At 58.9% G+C, this 22,076-nt stretch carries 23 protein-coding genes; 11 read left to right on the forward strand and 12 right to left on the reverse strand.

The features are described 5' to 3' along the window. The first annotated feature begins 1 nt into the window (after nucleotide 1). The 9 genes from HMPREF9161_RS03100 to HMPREF9161_RS03135 all read left to right on the forward strand — a co-directional run bounded on the left by HMPREF9161_RS03100 (nucleotide 2) and on the right by HMPREF9161_RS03135 (nucleotide 7,743). Nucleotides 2-1,321, forward strand: coding sequence for an aspartate aminotransferase family protein (locus HMPREF9161_RS03100; protein WP_009728222.1), 1,320 nt, complete (start codon nucleotides 2-4; stop codon nucleotides 1,319-1,321). A gap of 5 nt (nucleotides 1,322-1,326) precedes the next feature. Continuing rightward, nucleotides 1,327-1,878: a phosphoribosyltransferase family protein gene (locus HMPREF9161_RS03105; RefSeq protein ID WP_009728223.1), complete on the forward strand. Its 552-nt coding sequence runs from the start codon at nucleotides 1,327-1,329 to the stop codon at nucleotides 1,876-1,878. A gap of 14 nt (nucleotides 1,879-1,892) precedes the next feature. Next, the gene (gene lgt / locus HMPREF9161_RS03110) at nucleotides 1,893-2,732 is read left to right on the forward strand and encodes a prolipoprotein diacylglyceryl transferase (RefSeq protein WP_009728224.1); all 840 of its coding nucleotides are present in this window, start codon (nucleotides 1,893-1,895) and stop codon (nucleotides 2,730-2,732) included. A 24-nt stretch (nucleotides 2,733-2,756) separates the two neighbouring features. Next, the gene (locus HMPREF9161_RS03115; protein WP_009728225.1) at nucleotides 2,757-3,527 is read left to right on the forward strand and encodes a MurR/RpiR family transcriptional regulator; all 771 of its coding nucleotides are present in this window, start codon (nucleotides 2,757-2,759) and stop codon (nucleotides 3,525-3,527) included. Nucleotides 3,528-3,639: 112 nt separating this feature from the next. Further along, nucleotides 3,640-5,028, forward strand: coding sequence for a PTS fructose transporter subunit IIC (locus HMPREF9161_RS03120; RefSeq protein ID WP_009728226.1), 1,389 nt, complete (start codon nucleotides 3,640-3,642; stop codon nucleotides 5,026-5,028). Nucleotides 5,029-5,068: 40 nt separating this feature from the next. Beyond that, entirely contained in the window at nucleotides 5,069-5,989 is a 921-nt protein-coding gene (locus tag HMPREF9161_RS03125) for a 1-phosphofructokinase family hexose kinase (protein WP_009728227.1), read from the forward strand. Further along, complete coding sequence (locus tag HMPREF9161_RS03130) at nucleotides 5,989-6,840, forward strand: class II fructose-bisphosphate aldolase (RefSeq protein WP_009728228.1); 852 nt, start codon at nucleotides 5,989-5,991, stop codon at nucleotides 6,838-6,840. The genes HMPREF9161_RS03125 and HMPREF9161_RS03130 overlap by 1 nt, the downstream gene beginning before the upstream one ends. A gap of 270 nt (nucleotides 6,841-7,110) precedes the next feature. Next, on the forward strand, nucleotides 7,111-7,296 hold the full coding sequence (locus HMPREF9161_RS09700) for a type II toxin-antitoxin system HicA family toxin (RefSeq protein ID WP_071599611.1): 186 nt from the start codon (nucleotides 7,111-7,113) through the stop codon (nucleotides 7,294-7,296). A 30-nt stretch (nucleotides 7,297-7,326) separates the two neighbouring features. Further along, nucleotides 7,327-7,743, forward strand: coding sequence for a type II toxin-antitoxin system HicB family antitoxin (locus tag HMPREF9161_RS03135; protein ID WP_009728229.1), 417 nt, complete (start codon nucleotides 7,327-7,329; stop codon nucleotides 7,741-7,743). Between the two features lie 67 nt (nucleotides 7,744-7,810). On the opposite strand, the gene HMPREF9161_RS03140 is transcribed toward HMPREF9161_RS03135, so the two are convergent. Together HMPREF9161_RS03140 and HMPREF9161_RS03145 are read right to left on the reverse strand one after the other, a co-directional pair. Then, the gene (locus HMPREF9161_RS03140) at nucleotides 7,811-9,391 is read right to left on the reverse strand and encodes a flagellar hook protein FlgE (protein ID WP_009728230.1); all 1,581 of its coding nucleotides are present in this window, start codon (nucleotides 9,389-9,391) and stop codon (nucleotides 7,811-7,813) included. Between the two features lie 76 nt (nucleotides 9,392-9,467). Then, nucleotides 9,468-9,854 (reverse strand): TIGR02530 family flagellar biosynthesis protein, encoded by a 387-nt coding sequence (locus HMPREF9161_RS03145; RefSeq protein WP_009728231.1) that lies wholly within the window; start codon nucleotides 9,852-9,854, stop codon nucleotides 9,468-9,470. Nucleotides 9,855-10,048: 194 nt separating this feature from the next. Here HMPREF9161_RS03145 and HMPREF9161_RS03150 point away from each other — a divergent pair, with 194 nt between their 5' ends. Continuing rightward, nucleotides 10,049-10,246, forward strand: a complete 198-nt coding sequence (locus HMPREF9161_RS03150) for a ribbon-helix-helix protein, CopG family (RefSeq protein WP_009728232.1) — start codon at nucleotides 10,049-10,051, stop codon at nucleotides 10,244-10,246. 110 nt (nucleotides 10,247-10,356) lie between these two features. Here HMPREF9161_RS03150 and HMPREF9161_RS03155 read toward each other — a convergent pair whose 3' ends face one another. Genes HMPREF9161_RS03155 through HMPREF9161_RS03175 form a run of 5 tightly spaced genes read right to left on the reverse strand, consistent with a single transcriptional unit; the run spans nucleotide 10,357 to nucleotide 15,237 of the window. Further along, complete coding sequence (locus HMPREF9161_RS03155) at nucleotides 10,357-10,983, reverse strand: ABC transporter ATP-binding protein (RefSeq protein ID WP_009728233.1); 627 nt, start codon at nucleotides 10,981-10,983, stop codon at nucleotides 10,357-10,359. Nucleotide 10,984: 1 nt separating this feature from the next. Beyond that, the gene (locus tag HMPREF9161_RS03160; protein WP_009728234.1) at nucleotides 10,985-11,806 is read right to left on the reverse strand and encodes an ABC transporter ATP-binding protein; all 822 of its coding nucleotides are present in this window, start codon (nucleotides 11,804-11,806) and stop codon (nucleotides 10,985-10,987) included. Between the two features lie 11 nt (nucleotides 11,807-11,817). Beyond that, nucleotides 11,818-12,669, reverse strand: a complete 852-nt coding sequence (locus HMPREF9161_RS03165; RefSeq protein ID WP_009728235.1) for an ABC transporter permease — start codon at nucleotides 12,667-12,669, stop codon at nucleotides 11,818-11,820. Next, nucleotides 12,666-13,652: an ABC transporter permease gene (locus HMPREF9161_RS03170; RefSeq protein WP_009728236.1), complete on the reverse strand. Its 987-nt coding sequence runs from the start codon at nucleotides 13,650-13,652 to the stop codon at nucleotides 12,666-12,668. Before HMPREF9161_RS03170 ends, HMPREF9161_RS03165 begins: the two co-directional genes overlap by 4 nt. Before the next feature lie 4 nt (nucleotides 13,653-13,656). Next, nucleotides 13,657-15,237, reverse strand: a complete 1,581-nt coding sequence (locus tag HMPREF9161_RS03175; protein ID WP_009728237.1) for an ABC transporter substrate-binding protein — start codon at nucleotides 15,235-15,237, stop codon at nucleotides 13,657-13,659. 273 nt (nucleotides 15,238-15,510) lie between these two features. Here HMPREF9161_RS03175 and HMPREF9161_RS03180 point away from each other — a divergent pair, with 273 nt between their 5' ends. Beyond that, nucleotides 15,511-16,209, forward strand: coding sequence for a Crp/Fnr family transcriptional regulator (locus HMPREF9161_RS03180; protein ID WP_009728238.1), 699 nt, complete (start codon nucleotides 15,511-15,513; stop codon nucleotides 16,207-16,209). A 368-nt stretch (nucleotides 16,210-16,577) separates the two neighbouring features. On the opposite strand, the gene bioB is transcribed toward HMPREF9161_RS03180, so the two are convergent. The 5 genes from bioB to HMPREF9161_RS03205 form a co-directional block, all read right to left on the reverse strand. Then, on the reverse strand, nucleotides 16,578-17,588 hold the full coding sequence (bioB, locus tag HMPREF9161_RS03185) for a biotin synthase BioB (RefSeq protein ID WP_009728239.1): 1,011 nt from the start codon (nucleotides 17,586-17,588) through the stop codon (nucleotides 16,578-16,580). Nucleotides 17,589-17,684: 96 nt separating this feature from the next. After that, entirely contained in the window at nucleotides 17,685-18,515 is an 831-nt protein-coding gene (locus HMPREF9161_RS03190) for a methyltransferase domain-containing protein (protein WP_009728240.1), read from the reverse strand. After that, a complete protein-coding gene (locus HMPREF9161_RS03195) occupies nucleotides 18,512-19,963 on the reverse strand; it encodes a hypothetical protein (RefSeq protein ID WP_009728241.1) in 1,452 nt (483 codons plus the stop codon). Before HMPREF9161_RS03195 ends, HMPREF9161_RS03190 begins: the two co-directional genes overlap by 4 nt. Beyond that, nucleotides 19,960-21,114 carry a metallophosphoesterase gene (locus HMPREF9161_RS03200; RefSeq protein ID WP_009728242.1) on the reverse strand — a complete coding sequence of 385 codons (1,155 nt, stop codon included), beginning with the start codon at nucleotides 21,112-21,114 and terminating at the stop codon, nucleotides 19,960-19,962. The genes HMPREF9161_RS03195 and HMPREF9161_RS03200 overlap by 4 nt, the downstream gene beginning before the upstream one ends. A gap of 25 nt (nucleotides 21,115-21,139) precedes the next feature. Next, nucleotides 21,140-22,057 (reverse strand): AEC family transporter, encoded by a 918-nt coding sequence (locus tag HMPREF9161_RS03205; protein ID WP_009728243.1) that lies wholly within the window; start codon nucleotides 22,055-22,057, stop codon nucleotides 21,140-21,142. Between the last annotated feature and the right edge of the window lie 19 nt (nucleotides 22,058-22,076).

Raw genomic sequence — 22,076 nt, forward strand, 5'->3', positions numbered from 1 at the left:
TATGGGAAATACCTCCCGCAGTGCAAAAGAATACATCGGCCCCGCCGCCATCCTCGAAAAGAAGAAAAAATACATCATGCCCTGCCTCGGGCATTTTTACAGTGAACCGCGGCAGTTCGTCCGCGGCCGGATGCAGTACCTCTACGACAGCGAGGGGCGGCGGTACCTCGACTGTTTCGCGGGGGTCTCCGTCATCAACTGCGGCCACTGCAATCCGGAGATCAACGCCGCCGTGACGGAGCAGCTCAATACCCTCCAGCACGTCTGCAACATCTACCTCACGGAGAACTTCGTGAATCTCGGCGAGCAGCTTGCGCGCATCACCCCGGGCAACCTCCGGAAGAGTTTCTTCTGCTCCACGGGCACCGAGGCGAACGAGGGCGCGGCGCTCCTCGCCCAGATTTACACAGGCAGCAGCGAGTTCATCGCCCTGCGCGGCGGCCTGCACGGGCGGACGAAACTCGCCATGAGCCTCACGGGCATCTCCATGTGGCGCACCGACCCGAACCCCGTCGGCGGCATCTACTTCGTGCCGAATCCGTACTGCTACCGCTGTCCGAACAGAAAATCCGAAACGGCCTGCGGACTCGACTGTGCAAACGCCCTTGAGGATACGATAAAAAATGTAACGTCGGGACACCCCGCCGCGTTCATCGCCGAGAGCATCCAAGGCAACGCTGGCATCATCGTCCCGCCGAAAGGGTACTTCAAACGCGTGAAGGAAATCCTTGAACACTACGGCGCGCTCTTCATCGCCGACGAGGTGCAGACGGGCTTTGCGCGCACGGGCAGGATGTTCGCCATCGAGCATTTCGGCGTGACCCCCGACATCATGACGATGGCAAAGGCGCTCGGCAACGGCGCGCCCATCAGCGCGTTCATCGCGTCGGAAAAAATTGCCGATACTTACACGAAGCCCGGCGCTTCGACCCTCGGCGGCAACCCCGTCTCCACTGCGGCAGGCCTCGGCGTCATCCGCTATATCGAGGAGCACGGCCTCATGGGGAACGCCGCGGCACGGGGGAAACAACTCCGGAAGGGACTGAAGGAGCTGCAGCGCCGCCATCCCATTATCGGCGATGTGCGCGGCCTCGGCCTCATGGTCGGCGCCGAATTTGTACACGCGGACAAAGATAAATCCCCCGCCGCCGCGGAACTCGATATCGTCCTCGAAGAACTCAAGAACCGCGGATTTATCGTCGGCAAGAACGGGGTCGGGCGCAACGTCATGGCATTCCAGCCGCCGCTCGTCATCACAGAGGAGAACGTAAACGACGCGTTGAACGCATTGGAACTCGTACTCACCGAGAAAGGATTCTAAGGGAAATGGCAAAACGATTCTACGAGCTGACCGTCGCGGGGTGTGCGCGCACCCTGCCCATTATCAACCTCAACGATACGCTCGCCATCGCGGGATTCGTCATGCTGGGTGACGTCGAACTCTGTGAGAAATGCGCGCATGAACTCGCCAAAAAAATCCCGGCGGATACCGAAATCATCATGACCGCCGAGACCAAAGGCATCCCGCTCGCCGCGGAACTTGCCCGGCAGATCGGCATGCCGTACTACATCACGGCGCGCAAATCTGTCAAGGCATATATGGAAGATCCCATTTGGGTGGAAGACGAATCCATCACTACGATGGGGAAACAGCGTCTCTATCTCATGAATACCGACATCGAGCGCATCAAAGGGCGCCGCGTACTCCTCCTCGACGACGTCATCAGCACGGGCGGCTCCATGACCGCGCTCAGGAATCTCGCCGCGAAGGCGGGCGGTCATGTCATCGGGCAGGCTGCGGTCCTCGCTGAGGGGGACGCGGTGCGGCGAGAGGACATCATCTTTCTCGCCGAGCTGCCGCTCTTTGCGGCAGAGTAGAGAGGCGGCGTCCCTTGCATCAATACCTTTTCTACATCGGCGACTTCCCCATCCGTGCCTACGGGGTCGTCATCTCGCTCTCCATTCTGCTCGCGACGGGCATCGCCTACTTCCTTGCAAAATCGGACGGCAGAGGCTACGAAAAGCACGTTACGGACATCGGCATCTACTGCGGCATCGCGGGCCTGCTCGGCGCGCGGCTGTGGGACGTATTTTTCTTTGACTGGGACTACTACCGGCACCACCTCACCGAGCTGCTGAACGTCTGGCAGGGCGGCATGGCGATCCAGGGCGGCGTCTTCCTCGGCGTCGTCGTCGGCATTCTTTACTGCCGCCGGCACAGACTCGATACCCTGCATTTCATGGACATGCTCGCCCCCGCCATCGTCTTCGGACAGGCGCTCGGACGCTGTGCGAATCTCCTCAACGGCGATGCGTTCGGCGCGCCGACGGGCGGCGGCTTCGGCATCCTCTACCCCGAGAGTACCCTCGCCCATCACACCTACGGTGCGCAGCCGCTCTGGCCGGCGGAGGTTTGGGAGGGACAGCTCGACATCGTCATCTTCGCCCTCCTGCTCGTCTTCCGCGCGCACGGACATGCGCGCGGCCAGTGCTTCGCCCTCTACGTCATGCTTTACAGCGCCGTGCGCTTCTTCCTCGAATACTTCCGCGGGGACTATACCGAAAAATACCTCGGCCTCTTTACGAGCGCGCAGACCACCGCCCTCGCCTTCGGCGTCGCCGCCCTCGCCGCATTCATATGGCTCGGTTTTCGAAAAGAACCGGAAGCCGCGGCAGACGGCACAGCTGCGGCCCCGCCCGCACGGCGCAGAAAGCCGCGGCACAGGAAATAACCCCTCCACGGGAGGCAGACAACGATGATCATAGAGATGAACGAAGATATCGCGGGCCGACTGACGCAGACCGAAAAGCTCATTGTCAAATACATCAACCGACAGGAAGCGGCGCTCTCCAAAATGTCAATCGTCGACATCGCCCTTGAGACCTTCAGCTCCCCGTCCACCGTATCCCGCGCCATCCGCAAATGCGGGATCAACGGATTCAACGAACTGCGCTGCAAGCTGATGCGCCCGGACACGGACAAGGATATCGTCAGCATCAGCGAGATCATGAACAAGTCGCTGATCGAGGCGGAGGTGCTGCTCGAACGCATCTCCCTGCAGAACCTGCTGGAGATCGTCCATCGGATCGAGCAGGCAAAGGACGCGCGCGTCTACGTGCTCGCGCGCGGGCTGACCTCCTACGTGGCCAAAGAGTTCAGCCTAAAGCTGCAGCTGCTGGACTACAACGTGATGGAAACCGACGATCCGAACATCATGACGAGCATTACAAATCATCTGCCCCCGTCGTCGCTCGTCATCATTTTCTCCCTCAAGGGCCGGACCGAGGAACTCGTCGCATCGGCACGCAACGCGTATTCCCTCGGCGCGGACGTCATCACCTGCTGCTGCGCGGACGACAGTCCCCTGCTCGCCTATTCGTCAAAATGTCTGATCGGCTTCAAGCACAAGCACGTATCCATTCGGGAATACGAAGTCACCAGCCGCGTCGCGCTCAGCATCATGGCGCGCATGATCATCGACTACCTCGTACAGCAAAACGAAGAGAAAACACCGCCCACAAGCTGACACCTGCTGATGAAAATCCATTTGCCGAAAGCGAAAAGATTTTCATCAGTTTTTCTTTTACCATAATATATATCCGAATTCAGCGGAATATACAGAAAGGTGGAGGAAACAGATGAAGAAATTATTGGCCGTTACCGGCTGTCCGACCGGGATCGCGCATACATTCATGGCCGCCGAAGCCCTCCGGCGCGCAGCCGAAACAGCGGGCGCTGAAATCAAGGTTGAGACGAACGGCGCCATCGGCGTCGAGAACGCGCTGACGCCCGCGGAGATCGCCGCAGCGGACTGCATCATCGTCGCCAGCGATAAAAAAGTGGAGATGGACCGGTTCCGCGGAAAACCCGTGCTCGAAGTCTCCGTCGGACACGGCATCCAGCACGCCGCGCAGCTGGTGGAGGACGCACTGTCCGGGAAAGTCCCCGTATACGGCGGCGCAGCAACCGGCGATTCCGTTGACGAGATGTTCCAACTGGAGGGGAAATCCGGCGCGGCGCACGAGATCTACAAGCATCTGATGAACGGCGTCTCCCACATGATCCCGTTCGTCGTCGCAGGCGGCGTGCTGATCGCCGTTTCCTTCCTCTGGGGCATCTACTCCTTCGATCCGAACTCCGATCAGTACAACCCCACCGCCGCGCTGCTGAAGCAGGTCGGCGGTTACGCCATGGGCCTCATGGTACCCGTGCTCGCGGCCTACATCGCGGAGTCGATCGCCAACCGCCCGGGCCTCGTCGCCGGTTTTGTCGCAGGCGTGATCGCGGCCGGCACAGGCTCCGGATTCATCGGCGGCATTCTGGGTGGCTTCCTCGCCGGCTATCTGTGCAAATACCTTGTGCGCGCCCTCTCCGGTCTGCCGAAGGAATTTGAAGGGCTGAAATCCATCTTCCTCGTCCCCCTCGTCAGCGTTGCGGTCATCGGCACTGTCATGTGCCTTACGGCCGATCCCATCGCCGCCGTCAACGCCGCGATGATGGATTTCCTCTCCAACCTGCAGAACTCGAACCCCGTCATCCTCGGCATCGTCATCGGCTGCATGTCCGCGTTCGACATGGGCGGCCCCGTGAACAAGGCCGCGTACGTCACGGGGACCCTGCTGCTCGGTCAGGGCAACTACTACTTCATGGCGGGCGTCTCCGCAGCATGCATTACGCCGCCACTCCTCGTCGCTCTCGCCACGACCATCTTCCGCAGCAAATTCACGAAGAATGAACGCGCCGCCGGTCTCGTCAATTACATTTTGGGCTGCACGCACATCACGGAGGGCGCGATTCCCTTTGCGGCAAAATCCCCGCTCACCGTCCTGCCCGTGCTCATGCTCGGCTCGTCCATATCGGCCGTGCTCACCTATATGATGAAGGTGCAGGTGCCCGCGCCGCACGGCGGCTTCCTCATCCTCGCGCTCGTGGATCAGCCGGTCACGTGGGTGCTCTGCATTCTGACCGGCTCGCTCGTCGGCGCCGTTATCTACGGCATCACGAGAAAGGCGCCGACGCAGGAATGAGCAGACGCAAAGGTGCTCGAACAACGGAAGGAGCACGATTATGATCCATACGCTGACAACGAATCCTGCCATTGACATGAACATCTCTACGAACGGCCTTGTACCGCGCAGAGTGAACCGAACCTTCGACGCGGTCTACACGCCGAACGGCAAGGGACTCAACGTCAGTTTCGTCCTCCGGCACTTCGGCGTGCCGTCGCGGATTATGGGATTCTTCGGCGGGTTCTCCGGGCACTACATCGTCGACGAATCGAGAAAGAAAGGATTCGACGTCGTCCCCGTCTGGGTCGACGACATCACGCGCATCAATATCTTTCTGAACGACGGTACGACGGAGTACAAGCTGGTCAACGACGGCGCGCTCGTCCCCCGGGAAAAACAGCTTGAGATGCTCGCGCATATCGAAGAACTGCAGGACATGACGCATCTGTCCGTCAGCGGGAGCCTGCCGCAGGGCATCAGCCCCGATTACTATGATGAAATCTTGGATATCTGCCGCGCGCGGGACGTCCGGATCATCCTCGACATCAGTTCCCCAAAGCTGCGAAACCTTCTCCGCTATCGGCCGCTGCTGATCAAACCCAACGACGAGGAGCTGGAAAAGATTTTCGGCATCGCGGCGAAAACGGAAGAAGATATGCTCTGTGCCCTTGCGCAGCTGCACCGGGAGGGCGCGCAGAACATCCTGCTCACGCTGGGCGAGCGCGGCGCGTACTTCTCGGACGGCACCGCGGTCTATTTCGCTCCGGCGCGCCCCGTCAATCTCCTCAGCTCGGCCTGTGCGGGAGACGCGGCGCTCGCCGCATTCATGAGCGTCTGGCTGGACCGGCCCGACCATGTCGAGGACGCGCTGAAGACCATGGCGGCCGTCGGCGCCAACGTCGCGGAGAGCAACGCGCTGGGAACGCTGTCGCGGGCAGAAGAATACAAAAAAGACATTCAAGTGAGGAGGGTTCGATAATGGCACTCGTATCAAGCAAGGAACTCCTGCTGGAGGCGCAGAAAGGCGGCTACGGCGTCGGCGCGTTCAACGTGGAGAATATGGAGATGGTCATGGCCGTGCTTGCCGCGGCAGAGGAGAAGTGCGCACCCGTCATCATGCAGACCACGCCGGGCACGATCCGGTTCGCGGGGCTGGACTACTATCTGGCCAACGTGCGGACGGCGGCCGAACGCACGCCCATCCCCGTCGTCATGCATTTGGATCACGGGGACAGTTTCTCTATGGCGATGCGCGCCTACCGCGTCGGCTATACATCCGTCATGATCGACGGCTCCAAACTCCCCTATGAGGAAAATATCGCGCTGACCAAATCCGTCACGGACGCCTGCCGCCCGGGAAACGTCCCCGTAGAAGGCGAACTCGGCAAAGTCGGCGGGAAAGAGGACGACCTCGAAAACGAAGACGACAGCCCCTACACGGATCCGGCACAGGCCGCCGAATTCGTGGAACGCACACAGGTCGATTCCCTCGCCGTCGGCATCGGCACATCGCACGGCGTTTACAAGGGAACGCCCTGCGTCAACGTGGACTGCCTGAGCAGAATCCACGCCGCGGTGGACGTGCCGCTTGTCATGCACGGCACGTCCGGCGTGCCGGACGAGCAGGTGCGGGACTGCATCCGGCGCGGCATATGCAAAGTGAACTATGCTACCGATCTGCGTATCGCCTTCACCCGCGGCATCAAAGCCTATATGCGGGAACACCCGGATGCCTTCGATCCGAAAAAATATGCCGTGCAGGGCATGGAAAAAGTGCAGGCATACGTCATGCAAAAGATCGACATGCTGGGCAGTGCGGGAAAAGCATAACGCAGCCCCTTCCATATCATTTCCCCGATAGGACAAAAGAGCAGGCCCCCGACGGAGGGCCTGCTCTTTTAGCAGATTGCTAGCCGGGGATACGTCACTATACTATCTTTTATTCTACGGATTTAGCGTGCGGCTGCGGGCACATGCGGAGACCGAAGGAATCATGCTGGTGGACGGCGTGCAGATGGTGAAGTTGTTGACCCTGTCCAATCATTCCTCTTGAAAACTACGCGCATTGTGTGTATAATCTGCTTAAAGGTAGGTTCATAGATGCGATACATCGAAATCGACCGCATTTTAAAAAAGCATGGTTGGCGTGTGGTACGAACCAAAGGCTCTCACAACCAATATCAAAGTGATGCGAGTGCTAAGACTTTAACCGTACCAAACCATCCCGGGGATATCCCTTTGTTTATTGTAAAGAATATCTTGAAAGCTGCCGGCATTAATTTCTGATCCTGCATTCGCAAAAAGGAGGTATTTTATATGCAGTTGGTTTACCCTGCGGTCTTTTATCCCGATCCGGATTCCTCCGCATACTGTGTTACCGTTCCCGACCTTCCGGGCTGTGCATCCGGCGGCAGTTCACTTGCTGAGGCGATTGCAATGGGTGAAGATGCCGCTTCCGGATGGATTCTAGGCGAAATAGAGGACGGGAAGCAGGTCCCGCCCGCAAGTCCGATGGAGGATATTCACCCCGACCCAGAGATCGGAGAGGGATTCGTCAGCCTTCTCTCCCTCGATATGGACGCATACGCTGCGAAGTACGGGAAGAAGTCGGTGCGCAAGAACCTCACGATCCCCGCGTGGCTCGACACGTTCGCCGCGCAGAAGCATCTCAATATCTCAAAAGTCCTGCAGGATGCGCTGACGGAACTCTATCAGAAAGAAGCCGCCGTGTGACACGCTAAAACGGGGCGACTGCACGTTAATTTGTGCAGTCGCCCCGTTTTCGTATGCCGAGATATATTTACCGTTTCATATTGATGAGTGTTTCGAGCATCTCGTCTGAGACCGTGATGATCTTCGAGTTCGACTGGAAGCCGCGCTGTGTGATGATCATGTCGGAGAACTGATCGGAGATGTCAACGTTCGACATCTCGAGTGAGGACGGCGTGATTTTTGCGCCGGCACTCTCAACAGTCTGCGCTTGAACGGTTTTCACATTGGAGTTGTTCGATTCCTGATAAAGATTTCCACCAAGTTTTGTAAGTCCCGAAGGATTTGCAAATTTGGCCACGGCTATCTGAGCCTCCGCTCTTCGAACACCATTGGTATAGGTGCCCGTAATCACGCCTGAGATATCAATGGACACGGATGCCAGCGTACCACTTGTATAGCCGTCTGCGGCAGCTTTAATCGTATCATACCCAGCATACTGAGTGAGCGGTGATTCAGAGTCGGCGAACTGAAGTGAAATTGTATTGTTTTGTCTAGCTCCATTGGGTACCGTATGCTCCGCTGTCAGCGTTACAGTTGCCGAACTGTTTGCAGTTAAAGACGGCGGTGGAACAGGCGTTGTCACATGACTGTCCGTATCCTGTGTAACGGGCTGTCTACCCCCAAGCACACCTGCACGCAATGTCCCGTCTTCGTCAAACGCAAGGGTTGTTGCCGCTATTGTGTGCTTCGTTTTCGAACCGTCTGTGTTGGTCACCTCAGGATTCCCTGACCGTACAATCCATGTGCTGGCACGCTTCGTAACGGAGTTTCCGTCCTTATCCTTATAGGTTACCGTCGTGGTGAGTGCTTTTTCCATAAAGACAACGCTCTCATGTTTTCTACCCAAAGTATCGTAATAAGTGAATGAAGTTACTTTCGGCATAGAACGCCCAATCGTATACGTACCGGATGTAACCGTCCGCTTCGTCCCGTCACTCAGGGTTAATGTGACCGGCTGCGCCTCGCTGGCGGTGATATACATCCCGTCAGTCGTACGCACATGCGTAGTCGGCGGCGTAGTGCTTGTATCTGAGAAAGAATACCCTGTAATCATGGGGGTATTGGAATCTAGGTTTTCTGAATAAGTCGCCTTCGTCGTAGCCTTCGGCGACATCATCTTGCCCGCCTCTACAACAATATTTTCCACCGCGCCTTCAGTGGATACTTTGCTGTGCTCCGTGGTCTTATTCATCCACCCCTGCACGTGAAGTCCGGAGCTCGGCAAGACATAATTTCCCTTCGCGTCAAACTCAAAGGCACCATTACGCGTGTAATAGGTCTGCTCTCCACGTTTCACAATAAACGTCGCATTACCACCGGAAAGAGCAAGATCCGTATTCTTCCCTGTTCCCTGCACAGAGCCGTCGCTAAAGACAGTATCTATACTGCCCACGCTCACGCCAAGACCAATCTGTTTGGGGTTCGTACCTCCAATGGTCGTCCCCGGACTTGCTGCACCCGACAGAGTTTGCGACAGCATATCTTCAAACGTGACGCGGCTTGACTTAAAGCCCGTCGTATTAACATTCGCGATGTTATTTCCGATGACATCCATTCGCGTCTGATGGGATTTCAGACCCGAGACACCCGAAAACATAGAACGCATCATAATGAATCAACCTTTCCTTTCTGCGGCACGCTGCCTCACGCATTCGGCAGCCGGGAGCCTCCCCGCGGGGTCCGGCTCAGAGAATTGCCGCGCTGTCAATGTTCGTAAAAATATTATCCTTCGCGTGCTCTCCGTCGAGCACGGTGATCACGGTACGCTTCGGCACGGCAAGCACGAACGCGGTATCGTTCATCAGGATCAGCGCCTGCCGCGCGCCCTTCTCCGCCATGCGGTCGACCATACCGTCGAGCCGTTCCAGCTCCTGCGGCGAGAGCGTAATCTCGCGCTCCTCCAGACGCCGCACGGCATGCCGCGAGAAATTCACGCGCCGCGCCGATGCCGCGAGCACCTCGTCGAAACTCGTATGCACATCGCCGTGTTCCTCCGTCTTTCCCTTCATATCCTCCGGCCTCCCTGCCGACAGTACACCGAGCGACTGCTGTACATTCATTGCTTTCACCATCTCGCCTCCTATCATTTTTACAACATAAATTATAACATGTTTTATCTTATATTTGTTGTATCGTAATTTTTTATTTTTAACATAAGTCATCGTATGTTTATTTTATTATTTGGTTTTTGAAATAACAAGAATATAGATGTTCTTACCATACTTTGTTTCACACTGCTCTCGTATGATGTAACAGAGGTGATATTATGGCAGAAAAATTGATTATCACGAAAAAGCCCCCGAAGGGCGAGGACGGCTATAAGATTTTTTCCATCCGCATCAAGGACGAACTCTACGACGGCATCGAAGAGCTCTCTACGAAAACCGAACGCTCACGCAACGAGCTCATCGGCATGCTTCTCGATTTCGCGCTGAAAAATGCGGAAGTCAGGACGGGGCGCTGACCGACAACCTGTTCGAATATAATTTTTATCACACACAAAAACGCCGCCGGCGAAGGAATGAACCTTCGCCGGCGGCGCCGTTTTATTTTTAACTTGTGATGCGGTAGATGTTAGGCAGAGTCGGCCCCGCTTCCCTGCAATTCCTCGACGTGCACGATTCGCGTGCATATCCGCTCGGCTAGATGTTCGTTGTGGGTGATCGCAAGCAGCGTCATATCGTGCGCCGCCGCTTCCCGAGAGATGACCGACCAAATCTGTGACTGCGTGATCGGATCGAGGCTCGCCGTAATCTCATCGGCAACAAGAACGCGTGTCGTCGGACACAGCGCCCGCAGGATCGAGAGGCGCTGCAGCTGTCCGCCGGAGAGTTCGTGCGGGAAGCGTGAAAGCCAACGTTCCTCCGCACCGATTGCGGTGAAGAGTTCGGCGGGAATATCCCACGCCTCGGAAAGCGTTTTCCCAAGTTTCCACCGCGGATCCATCGCTTTCTCCGGATGCTGGTAGACGAGCTGGATCGGACAGTATCCGCCCGTCGGGACCGGCTTTCCGTCCAGCGTGACCGTTCCGCTCTGCATCGGCAGATACCCCGCGAGCAGGAGCGCGAGCGTGCTTTTCCCATAGCCGCTCGGTCCAAGGAGCGCGACGCGTTCGCCGCGTGCGATCTCGAGCGAGACATGTTGGAGGACGGGCGGCATATCTGCACCATATCGATAGGATACATCCCGTATAGACAGCATGTTACGCACCTCCCGCCGCAGTCATCCGCCGCACTTCTTCCGCCGTATAGCAGGCAAAGCCGTTCTGCGGCAGCGCGCGATAGAGCGCACGCGTATACGGATGTGCGAGCGCCGTGCCGTCGCCGCGAAACGCCGCGGCCGGAACCATATCGACAGTACGCCCCTCATAAAATACGGCAACGGTATCGGCAACCTCCACCGCTAGGTCGATATCATGCGTGATCAGCAGCACGCCTTTGCCCGTGTCCGCGAGTTCGCGCAAGATCCGCAGCGCCGCGGCGGCGCTCCCGACATCCATGCCGGGCGTCGGTTCGTCGGCGATGATCAGCGCCGCATCCGTAATCACGGCGGTTGAAAAGAGCACGCGGCGCGCCATCCCGCCCGAAAGCTGGAACGGGTACAGATCGGCGACATGCGCGTCCAAATGCAGACGGCGCAGCGTCGCCTCCATATCCTCCTGCGATCCATGCAGCCCGCGTACCTGCGCCCCGACACGCATCAGCGGATCGAGATAGGTCACGGACTGGGGGATCAGCGCGAGCTCCCGTCCGCGCAGTTCTTTCTGCCGCGCCGCATCCAAGGGCGCGCCGCGGTAACGCATCTCCCCGGCCGTGACGGCATTGTAGGGCAGGATCCCCAGGACGGCATGGGCGAGCAGACTTTTGCCGGAACCGCTCGCACCGACGACGGCAATGATCTCGCCGCGATGCAGGCGCAGGCTGACGTCGTTGACCCCTGCCGACATCATGTGTGTCAGCGCATTCCGGTACATACGGAAGGATACCGACAAATGATCGACTTCCAAAAGCATCTCACCGGTCATATGCATCCCCCCTATTCCTGTCCGTGCTGCGGGTCAATCAGTTCGCGCAGCGCCGTACCCAGGCGGTCAAATACCAATACCACGACAAGCAGCAAAAATCCCGGGAAGAATGCCAGCCACCACATGCCGAGGGCAAGATAGCGCATGGATTCCGAAAGGATAATGCCGATCGCGGGCATATCGAGCGGCAGGCCGTAGCCGAGAAAGCTCACCGCCGCCTCATGCATGATCGCATGGGGAAAGAGCAGCACAAGCCCGATGATATACTGCGGCAGCACATGCGGCACAAAATGCCGCCGTGCCACGGCAAACCACGAATGCCCGTACCGGCGCGCCGCCATAATGTACGGCTCCGTGCGGAGCTGCATCACCTCGGCGCGGATCACACGGGTCAGGCGCGGCCAATGGGTCACAATGACGCCGATGGAGACCCCCGTGACGCCGCCGCCCAGCATAACCGAGATCATCAGGATCAAAAGAATATGCGGAATCCCCATGCAGAGATCCACGAGCCAGAGGACGAACTGATCCACCTTGCCCCCAAAGGCGGCGGACAGCGTTCCCAGGAGCAGCGCAATGCACGAACTGAAGAACGCCGCGCCGAACCCAATCTGCAGGCTGATCGACATGCCCTTGACCGAGCGGGCAAACATGTCCCGCCCCATATAGTCGGTGCCAAAGAGATGCGCCGGCGACGGCGCAAGGTTTTTCTGCCCGTAGTCTACCGCGTAAGCGCTTTCCGGCATTGTGACGCCGCAGAAGAACAGCCCCAGAATAAAGACTGCCGCGGCCACCGCAAAAATCAGATACCGCCGCCGCAGATTCAGCCCCTCTGCGGCGGGCAGTGCATGTTCCTTCATCATGGCGCCTCCCTCCCCTCACGCAGGCGGGGATCGGCGACGCCGTACAGGATGTTCGCAATGAGATTGCCCGCAAAGACGAATACGGCGCTGAAGATCGCGATGCCGAGCAGCAGCGAGAGGTCGCCGCGCAGTCCGGCGAGGGTCACCGTGCCGCCGAGACCGGGATAGGAAAACACCGTCTCCGCGAGGATCGCCCCGCCGAACAGCTCGTTGAACGAAGCGAACTGGAGCGTAATCGCCGGCAGAATGATATTGCGCAGCCCGTGCCGGCACACGCGCTGCCGGAGGGATTCGCCGCGCGCCTCGGCAAAGAGCATATAATTTGTGCCCATGACTTCGAGCAGCTTCTCCCGCGTCTGGAGCGTGATCGACGAGATCCCCGTCACGCTGAGCGTCAGCGCCGGCAGAACCAAATGCCGGATCTGATCCGCCATCGTCACTTCCTCGTGCAGTTTCCCGATGGGCGCCGCAAGCGCGAGCGGGAACCACTGCAGCTGCACCGAGAAAATCATCAGAAAGAGCAGCCCGAGCCAAAAGATCGGCACGGACACACAGAGCAGGGAAAATCCTTGAATCGCCTTGTCGAGCGCGCTGTCCTTGTACATCCCGGCCAACACGCCGAGCACGAAGCCGATGATGCCCGAGAGCGCCCACGCCGTCATCATGAGGAGCAGCGTCAGACGAAACTTCTCCCCGATGACCTCGAGCACAGGCGCCCGATAGATGAAGGACATGCCGAAATCCCCGTGCAGGATGTGCCCGCCCCACAGAAGGAAGCGGTCGAGCGGAGGCCGGTCAAAGCCCCAATACGCCGCGACCAGCGCATGCTGCTCCGCCGACGCAGTCTTGTTCGCGAAGTACGCGTCAATCGGGTCGATCGGCGAATTTGCAAGCAATATAAAGCTGACGATACTGACGGCGGCCAGCAGAAGGACCAGCCGCAGTGTGCTGCGCCCAAAGGCGCGTGCCATACGTTCCGTCATATGCTTACTTCCACTGCCATTCGTCGAGGTTGGCGAGGATGCCCATGCCCTGTCCGCGTTCGCCTACCCGCAGCTTGCCGATATCCAAACGGTCATTGACAAAATACGGCACCTGCACCGTCGCGATCCAAAGATACGGGAGATCGACCTTCGGCCCCGTCACGCCGTCCCACTGCGCCGCCTTAAACTCGCGCAGCGCCTCTTCGTTCGACGTTGCCGCCATCGCCTTGTCGATATGCATATCGACCGTCGGGTTATGATAAACTGCCGGATTGTTGATGACATTGACGCCGATCTGGGACGAGTGGAAGTAGTTGTAGAGCGCCTGCGGCGTGTAGTCGCCGAACGCCCACGTCGTCGGGATATTGCGCGCCGCCTTGCGTGCCTCCGACCACGGCGTCGACTTCGCGACGATGTTGATGCCGAGTTTTTTCGCATCGTCTGCGAGCGCGACCGCCGTATTGTACCGCTGCAGGTCGTTCGCGCGCCCGTTGATGACGAACTCCGCCTTTACGCCGTTCTTCTCGCGGATGCCGTCGCCGTCCGTGTCCTTCCAGCCCGCGTCCTCGAGAATCTGTTTCGCCTCGTCCACGCGGTTGTCCGGCTCCTGCAGATCGTTGTTCGCCCACGCCAGCGCCTCGGCAAAGTTCATCGTCGGTTTTGCAAATCCGCCGAGCCCGTTCTCGATGATCGTCCTGCGGTCGATGCCGATGTTCAGCGCACGGCGGATCGCCGGATCGCTCGTGACATTGTTGCCGATGAGCGCGCCGTTTTCCTCATGCTCCGGCACCTGCGGCAGGTTGATGCAGAAGCTGTCGATCGAGTCCATGAGCACCAGCTTCATGTTCGGCACAGTCGCGCCCGCGAATTCGGGCGGGGCAAAGATCAGATCCACCTGCCCCGACTGCGCGGCCGCGAGCACCGCGTCGTCGCCGAGGTTCAGCACCGTGACCTTCTTCAGCTTCGGCTTGTCTCCATAGTAATACTCGTTCGGCTCCATGATGAGCTGTTGTTCCTTTTGGAACGAGACCACCTTCCACGGTCCGCTGCCGACCGGCGCCGCCGCATAGCCTTCCTTGTAGGCATGTTTCGGCACGATGCCGAGGCTCGCCGCCGTCTCGAGGAACACCGACCACGGCTTCGTCAGCGTGAACTCCACCTGCGTCGGCGAAAGCGCACGCGCCGACGCCAGCGCCGTCAGATCGACCGCGCCGCCGGCAGCCTTTGCCGTCTCATAGGTAAAGACGACGTCCTCCGCCGTCACCGGCTGTCCGTCCGAGAACTTCGCGTCGTTGCGCAGGGTAAATACATACTGCATCCCGTCGGGCGACTGTTTGACATCCGTCGCGAGATCTTTGACGAGGTTGTTGTCCGCATCGTGCCCCATGAGCGCGCTGTGGAACGGATCCGGCCCCCAGAGGCCCCAGCCCGCCGTCGGGTCAAAGCCCTCGCCGACCATATATTTGCCGACCGAGATCACGATCTCCCCTTTGTCGGCGCGCTCGTTCTTCGGCTGCTCCGTCCCTGTGCAACCGACCGCAAGCAGCATCATTGCCGCGATCAAACACGTACAAAGTTTTTTCATCGATAAATCCTTTCTTCAAATCCTATGAATTTTACGTCTCTCGGCGTCGAAAGCTGACTCCCCCCCTTTGCGCGACTTATATTGGGCACACCTTCGACATTGCTCTATCTTTTTCGGTTTCATCTTCCATATCATTGTAACAGGTTTCGAAAAGACGTCAATCGTTGAAAATGAAAATCTATTATTTTCTCTTTTACGCTTTCTATTTTGCACGCTCATCTGTTCTATGATATAATGATGAAAATATTTCTCTCTCCGTGCAAAGGAGCACACATGGCGACGAACGACACGAAAAATGCCGCGCAGATTCTCGCGACGACGTCCCTCGCGGAAGGGATGAACGAGGAGGATCTTGAGGATCTGCTCGCCTCTGCGGAAGTTGCGCTGCGCACCTATCCGAAGGGTGCGATGATCTTCCACGACGGCGATATGCCCCGTTCGCTTTACATTCTGCTCGAGGGCGAGGTGCATATCCTCAAGGACACCTATTCCGGACGCCGGATCTTCATCTCCGAGATCGACCGGCCGGGCGATATGTTCGGCGAGGTCTACGAGGTGCTGCGCCGCCCCTACGACATGTATGTCCGTGCCGTAACGAAGGTGAGCCTGCTCGAAGTGTCGAGCCGTCTCTTCACCCTCGATGTCGGCACGGCGCCGCACCGCAGCGCGCTCATCGTCCAGCGCAATCTCATGAAAATCTTTGCGGGCAAAGCATACGCGATGCATACCAAACTCAAAATCCTCGCAAGCGGCACGCTGCGCGAAAAGATTGTGCGCTATCTCTTCCCCCATGTCGACGCGGACGGCAGCGTCACGCTCACGGCCAGCCGCGAGTTTATCGCCGCATACCTCGCCGTCAGCCGCCCGTCCCTCTCGCGCGAACTGAGCGCCATGCAGCGCGAGGGCATCATCGAGGCAACGGGGCGCAATATCCGCGTACTCGACATGGACGTATTCGAATCGTATTTGTGACATAAAAAGACGACTGCATCGACGTATTTTCACGTCGGTACAGTCGTTTTTTATTGGTTCAATCATATGGGGCTGCTATGCGCCAAAATCCCCCATCATACCGTAACCTGAGTGACGTGGAAGTTTGGATGCAGAGCAAGGAATAACGAGAATGCGAGCGACGGCGTAGTAAATTCCTAGCGAAGCATTTGATGTTATGACAACGCTGTGCGCAAAGATCACATTCCATCCGTAACCTGAGTGACGCGGAAGTTTGGATGCAGAGCAAGGAATTGAGGCGAACGCGAGGAAGGCGTAGCCAAAAACCTACGTCGACGAAGCGTTCGACGAAAATGACACAGCTATGCGCCAAAATCCCGCGTCACGTCTCAACGAGCGCCGCAAGTACCTGTCATTTCACGACACTCCTCGTCTTTGTTCGTCATGCCGAGCTCGCGCAGGAGTTCCATATCCTCGGCAATGGTCGTGCCCGAGGTGGTGAGCATGTTGCCCGTGATGGATGCCGACGCGCCCGCGTGGAACGCTGTGGCGCCGTTCTCCGGCAGAAGTTTGCGCCCCGCGCCGAGGCGGATGTTCGCCGTCGGATTGATAAAGCGGAAGATCGCAATGGTGCGCAGGATGTCGTCGCCCGAGAGCGGCGCAAGGTGCTCGAGCGCCGTGCCCGGAATCGCCATCAGCGAGTTGATGGGAATGGACTCAATGCCGAGTTCCTGGAGCGCAAACGCCATCTCGAAGCGGTCGTCCCACGTCTCCCCCATGCCGATGATCCCGCCGGAGCAGACGCAGAGACCCTCCGCCTGCGCGTCCTTGATCGTGCGGATGCGGTCGGCATAAGTGTGCGTCGTGCAGATCTCGGGAAAGAAACGCTCCGAAGTCTCGATGTTGTGATGATAGCTCGTTACGCCGATTTCACGCAGGCGCCGCAGCTGCACGCGCGAGAGCAGGCCGTGGGACGCGCAGAGATCAATCGACAGCGTCCGCTTAATCTCCTGATAGGTGGCAATCGCCTGCTCAAACTCCTTGCCGCTGAGCGCGCCGCCCGAGGTGACGATGGAGAAACGGTTCGCGCCTGCGTTCTGATTTGCCTTTGCGTGGGCGATAATCTCTTTCTGCGGAAGAAAACTATATGTGTCGACCCCCGTCTTGTGGCACGCCGCCTGTGCGCAGTATTTGCAGTTCTCGCCGCAGCGTCCGCTGCGCCCGTTCACGATCGTGCACAGATCGATGTGGTTGCCGCAGTACTGCCGCTGCAGTCGGTACGCCCCCTCCTGCAGTTCCTCAAGCGGCGCTTCGAGGAATTGTTCCCTGTCGTCATCGCGCCCGAGGCGATACCCCGCGATGATTTTCTGCGTGAGTTCTGCAATGTGTCCTTTGCGCATACAAAAATCCCTGCCTTATCATAAACATTTTTTATCTCGTTTATTATAAAGCAGGAATCGTATTCCGTCAACTAAATATTAGTTTACCGTTTACTTTTAACTTTCTTCGAGCAGCCCTCGCAGTTCCGCTTTCACAGGCTCCGCATGGACGCAGACCTCGCCGATAAAATCCGCAAGGTAATCGGAAAAAATTCCCTCACGCACACAGAGTTCGCGCAGCGCCGCAATACTCTCAGCCGGAGCGACGCCGTATTCGATACGGTGCAGGAGACGCGCGAGTTCCCGCCGGGTCTCGGCGGAGAAGAACGTCTTCAGATTTGCGGCGGCAGCCGTGCTGCGATCCGCCCGCACGAGCCATGTGCGCGTCGAGAGATCGTCGTTGAAGTTCGCAAATCCCTCCCGCGCCCATGCCGCACCGGCACCAGGATCGTCGTCCCGGTCGCCGGGCGTAAAGTAAATCTCCTTATAGAGCGCGTCGTTCAGCAGCCGCACGATCTCCGGCTTCGCGTAAAGGCGACGCTCTCCCCGCACGGGGAACTCTCCCGCGCGCAGCAGCTCGAGCACACGGTGATAACGCACATTCGGGTATGCGGTGTAAAGCGTCCCCGTCTCCTTGAGCCTGCGGTTCAGCGCCGCCAGCACATCATAAGGTTCGTAGGCAAACTCGAGCACAAACTCTGCGACAATCCGATCGAACATCTCCTCCGGGAACGGCAGCGGTTCTCTCTGCCAGTCCATCACGTGCCAACGAACGTCGAGCGCCGCCGCCGCTTCATGTTCCGCCACTTCCGCATAGGGCGTCACGGCGTGGATCTCCGCATTCGGATAAAGCGCCTGCAGGTGCACGAGCTGCTCCGAACCGTCGATAACGAGGATCGTCAGCGGCTCCGGACTTTCCGTGAGGAGGTCAATCAGCCGCGTCTTCACAGCGCAAAGTCTCCGCGTGCCGCCCAGAACCGTGCAATCGTCTCCTCCGCCGCGCGCAGATATGCCGTCTCATCCGTCAGCGGAGACGTCTCGACCGCGGCCCGCAGCGCCGCACGCCCCGCGCGCATCTCGTCGATGCGCGCGGCAAGGTTGACGGCGATCTCTTCATACGCGCGCTCGTCCGCGCCGATCCACTCCGGATGCCCCGCCGCCGTGAGGACGCTCGCGCCGAGACGGGACGCATGCGTCTCCCCGCGCAGGGAGACGACGGGCACGCCCATATAGAGCGCCGTCGCCGTGGACGCCCCGCCCGCATAGGGGAACGTGTCGAGCGCGATGTCGATGTCGCCGTAATCCGCAAGGTAGTCCTTCTTCCCGTGCCGGACGAAGATACGCTTCATCGGCAGTTTCATCCCGTCGAGCATCTCGAGGATCGTCGTCACACGCAGGGGGCTGTCCACCGCGTCTTGGAGGACGAGCCGCGATTTCGGCACCTTCTTGAGGATACGCGCCCAGACGGCGAGCACGGACTCGTTGATCTTCATAAAATTCTGCAGCACGCCGAAGGTCACAGGTTCACCCTCCGGGCGTTCAGCGATCGGCGCCGCGCGCATGACGTCCGTCGGCGCCATAACGAACGCATGCGGCAGGCGCAGCAGTTCTTCGCTGTAAAATTCCTCCGTCCCCGCGGGCGAGAGCACATCGTCCGTGAGGAAACCGTCCACAAAGGGCACGCCCGTCGTCGCGAACCAGCCGATGCCCGAGATCTGTACGGGCGCGGGACGGCGCGCAAGCACCATGAGCGTCATGCCGCCCTCCGTATGCCCGCCGAGATCGACGAGCACATCGATCTCATCCGCGCGGATACGCTCCGCCTGTTCCTCGATGGAGATATTTTCAAGCGACGCACAGCGGATATCGGTGCGCAGCGCCTCGGTGAAATCGTCCGCCCGATCGCTGAGCGCGTAGGCGTAAACGTCGTATTTCTCCCGCAGCCCGCGCATCAGTCCTGCGTAAAAGAGCGACGAGGACGAGTCGAGAAAATGCGGCGCGATGAAACCGATGCGCAGACGTTCATGCTGCACGTTCTCCCGCGGCGCGAGCGGCTCCTCGCGGCGATAGAGCGTCGCATACATATCGAACTGCGCCTTGAGTTCCTTGGTCGTGAGATTCGGAACCGCGTGGCAGAGGTAGAGATAGTTGGAGAAGTGTTCGCGCTGACTGCGCAGGAATTTATCCTCCGTCGCCGCCTCGAAGTACGAAGCGAGCGCGCCCTCCGTATCGGCGAGCGCCCCGCAGCACGCGCCCATCATCTCCGAGAAGCGCCATTGCTCGTCGTCGGGAATCTCGTTGTTGCGGCGCATGTGCAGGATCGCTTCAATCGCCTCGTAGATGTAGCCCGTATGAATATCCTCGCGGATCGCGCTGTAATCCTCCATCCAACTCATTGCTCTGCGTTCCTTTCTAATCTAAAATATGCGATTTCGGGCGGACATCCGATGCGCAGCGGGAACCAGCTGCCGTTGCCCGTATGGACATAGCCGTAATTATCCCCGATGCGCACCATCCCGCGCGTGTATTTGAATACCGGGAAAAGCGGCCGGCCGAAGACGCCGAACTGGCTGCCGTGGGTATGCCCTGTCAGCGTCAGCGGGACCCGGCCGTCGGCTGCCGCGTCGTCGATGAACTCGGGATGATGAGCGAGCAGGACGGTCAAGGCATCCGCGGGCACCTCCGACATCGCCGCCGCAAAAAACGCCTCTTTTTGCAGGTAAAAGTCGTTGCCGCGCCCAAACGGGTAATCAACGCCCGCGATATAGACGCCGCGCCCCGGCACCTGTGCCGCACTGTTCAGGACAACACGGACGCGCCCCTCATGCGCCATACGGTCGACGATGCGACGCCCGTCGTGGTAGTATTCATGGTTGCCAATACAGTACCAGATGCCGTCGGGATAGTCCGCCGCATGCGCGGCAAGCACCTCTGCCGCCGCCTCGTTCTGCCGCTCGTCGTCAAAGATGTCGCCCGTCACCGCAAGGAGATCCGCGCCGCTCGCTCCCACCTCCGTAAGAAGCGCCTCGAAATCCGCTACGGAAAAATACGGTCCGAGATGCACGTCGCTGATCTGCGCAACGACCATCCCCTCCGCCTCATGCGGCAGCCGCGGTACGGGGATCGTATAGTCGCTACGCACGGTATGCCGGCGCTCGAAGAACGCGCCGTAGCCGCCGAGCAGCAGCCCCGCGGCAGGATAGGCGGCGGCGCCCGCAAGCAGGCGCCGCCGCGCGGGATCATACGGCGCGGAGAGCATCCTGCGGCGCAGATAACGCAGAGCAGCCGCACAGGCAGTAACCAAAAGCGTAATGATCTGCGCCACAAAGAGAAGCATGACGAGCAGCGCGGTCGCCGCGCCCCATCCGTGCATGAACGCGCTGCGGATAAAGAGCAGCAGGCTGCCGATACCGACAATATCAAACGCGGCGATGGCAATGCGCGCAAAGAACAGCCGGCGTCCCTGTGCGAGATAACGGAGGAAGTACAGCGATGCGCCGAGGATAAGTCCTACCGCACCGACGAGGATAAGCGTGAAGACGAGCAAGGGCAGCCCCCTTTTCTACGCCGTATCAGATGCCGGTCAGCACCGACACGAGCGGAATCGTCGCCACCGAAATCATCGTCGAGAGCGCGATGATCTCCGTCATGAGCGGATAGGCGACTTTGTTGTAGAGCAGCGCGACCATCGCGACCATCCCGCCCGTCGGCGCCGCAACGATGACAAGGCTGCACCCGAGAATATACGGATTCGTGACGAACATTTTCATGACGATGAGCAGCGGAATCGGGAGTACGACCGCTTTCAAAAAGGTATAGAGAAGCAGTTTCCGATCCGTCAGCATATGGCGCACATGGATATCCCTCAGCGAGGCGCCGATCATCATCATGGCGAGCGGCGCCGTGAGCGCGCCGATCATCGTAAACGCCTGCATGATCAGCGGATTCGTCGGAACCTCGGCGAAGTAGATCACGCAGGCGATCAAGGACGCGACGATGCCGGGGTTGATCAGCATGCGGATCAGATCCGCGCCGCGCCGCTTGTGGATGCTGATGGACGAGACGCCGTAGATGAAGAAGAGCAGGTTCACGGGGATGAAGAACAGCGTCATGTAAACGACGGCCTGATCCCCGTAGACCCCCTGCACGAGCGGCAGCCCCATAAAGAGCGAGTTGTTGAACCAAAACGAGAGGTTGACCGCGCCGCGCAGGCGCCCGCGGAAGCGCAGGATCAGCGGCAGCAGGAACCCGACGGCGCACATCATGCCGAGCAGCAGCCCATATGCCGTATAGGTCTCGACAACCTGTATGAGCTCCATGTGTTCCTCCGCGTGCATCGCGGCGGAGATGATCAGGCAGGGGCACGCGATGTTGACAATCAGCGAGGAAAACTGCTCCTGATTGTTCGGGATGATGATGTCGTACCGCCGCGCAAGCGCGCCCGCAAAGATCATCAGAAAGAAAACGACCATCTGGCCTAAAATGAGCATCTTAACATTACCCTCTTTT

The sequence above is a fragment of the Selenomonas sp. F0473 genome (genome assembly GCF_000315545.1).
GTDB lineage: Bacteria > Bacillota > Negativicutes > Selenomonadales > Selenomonadaceae > Centipeda.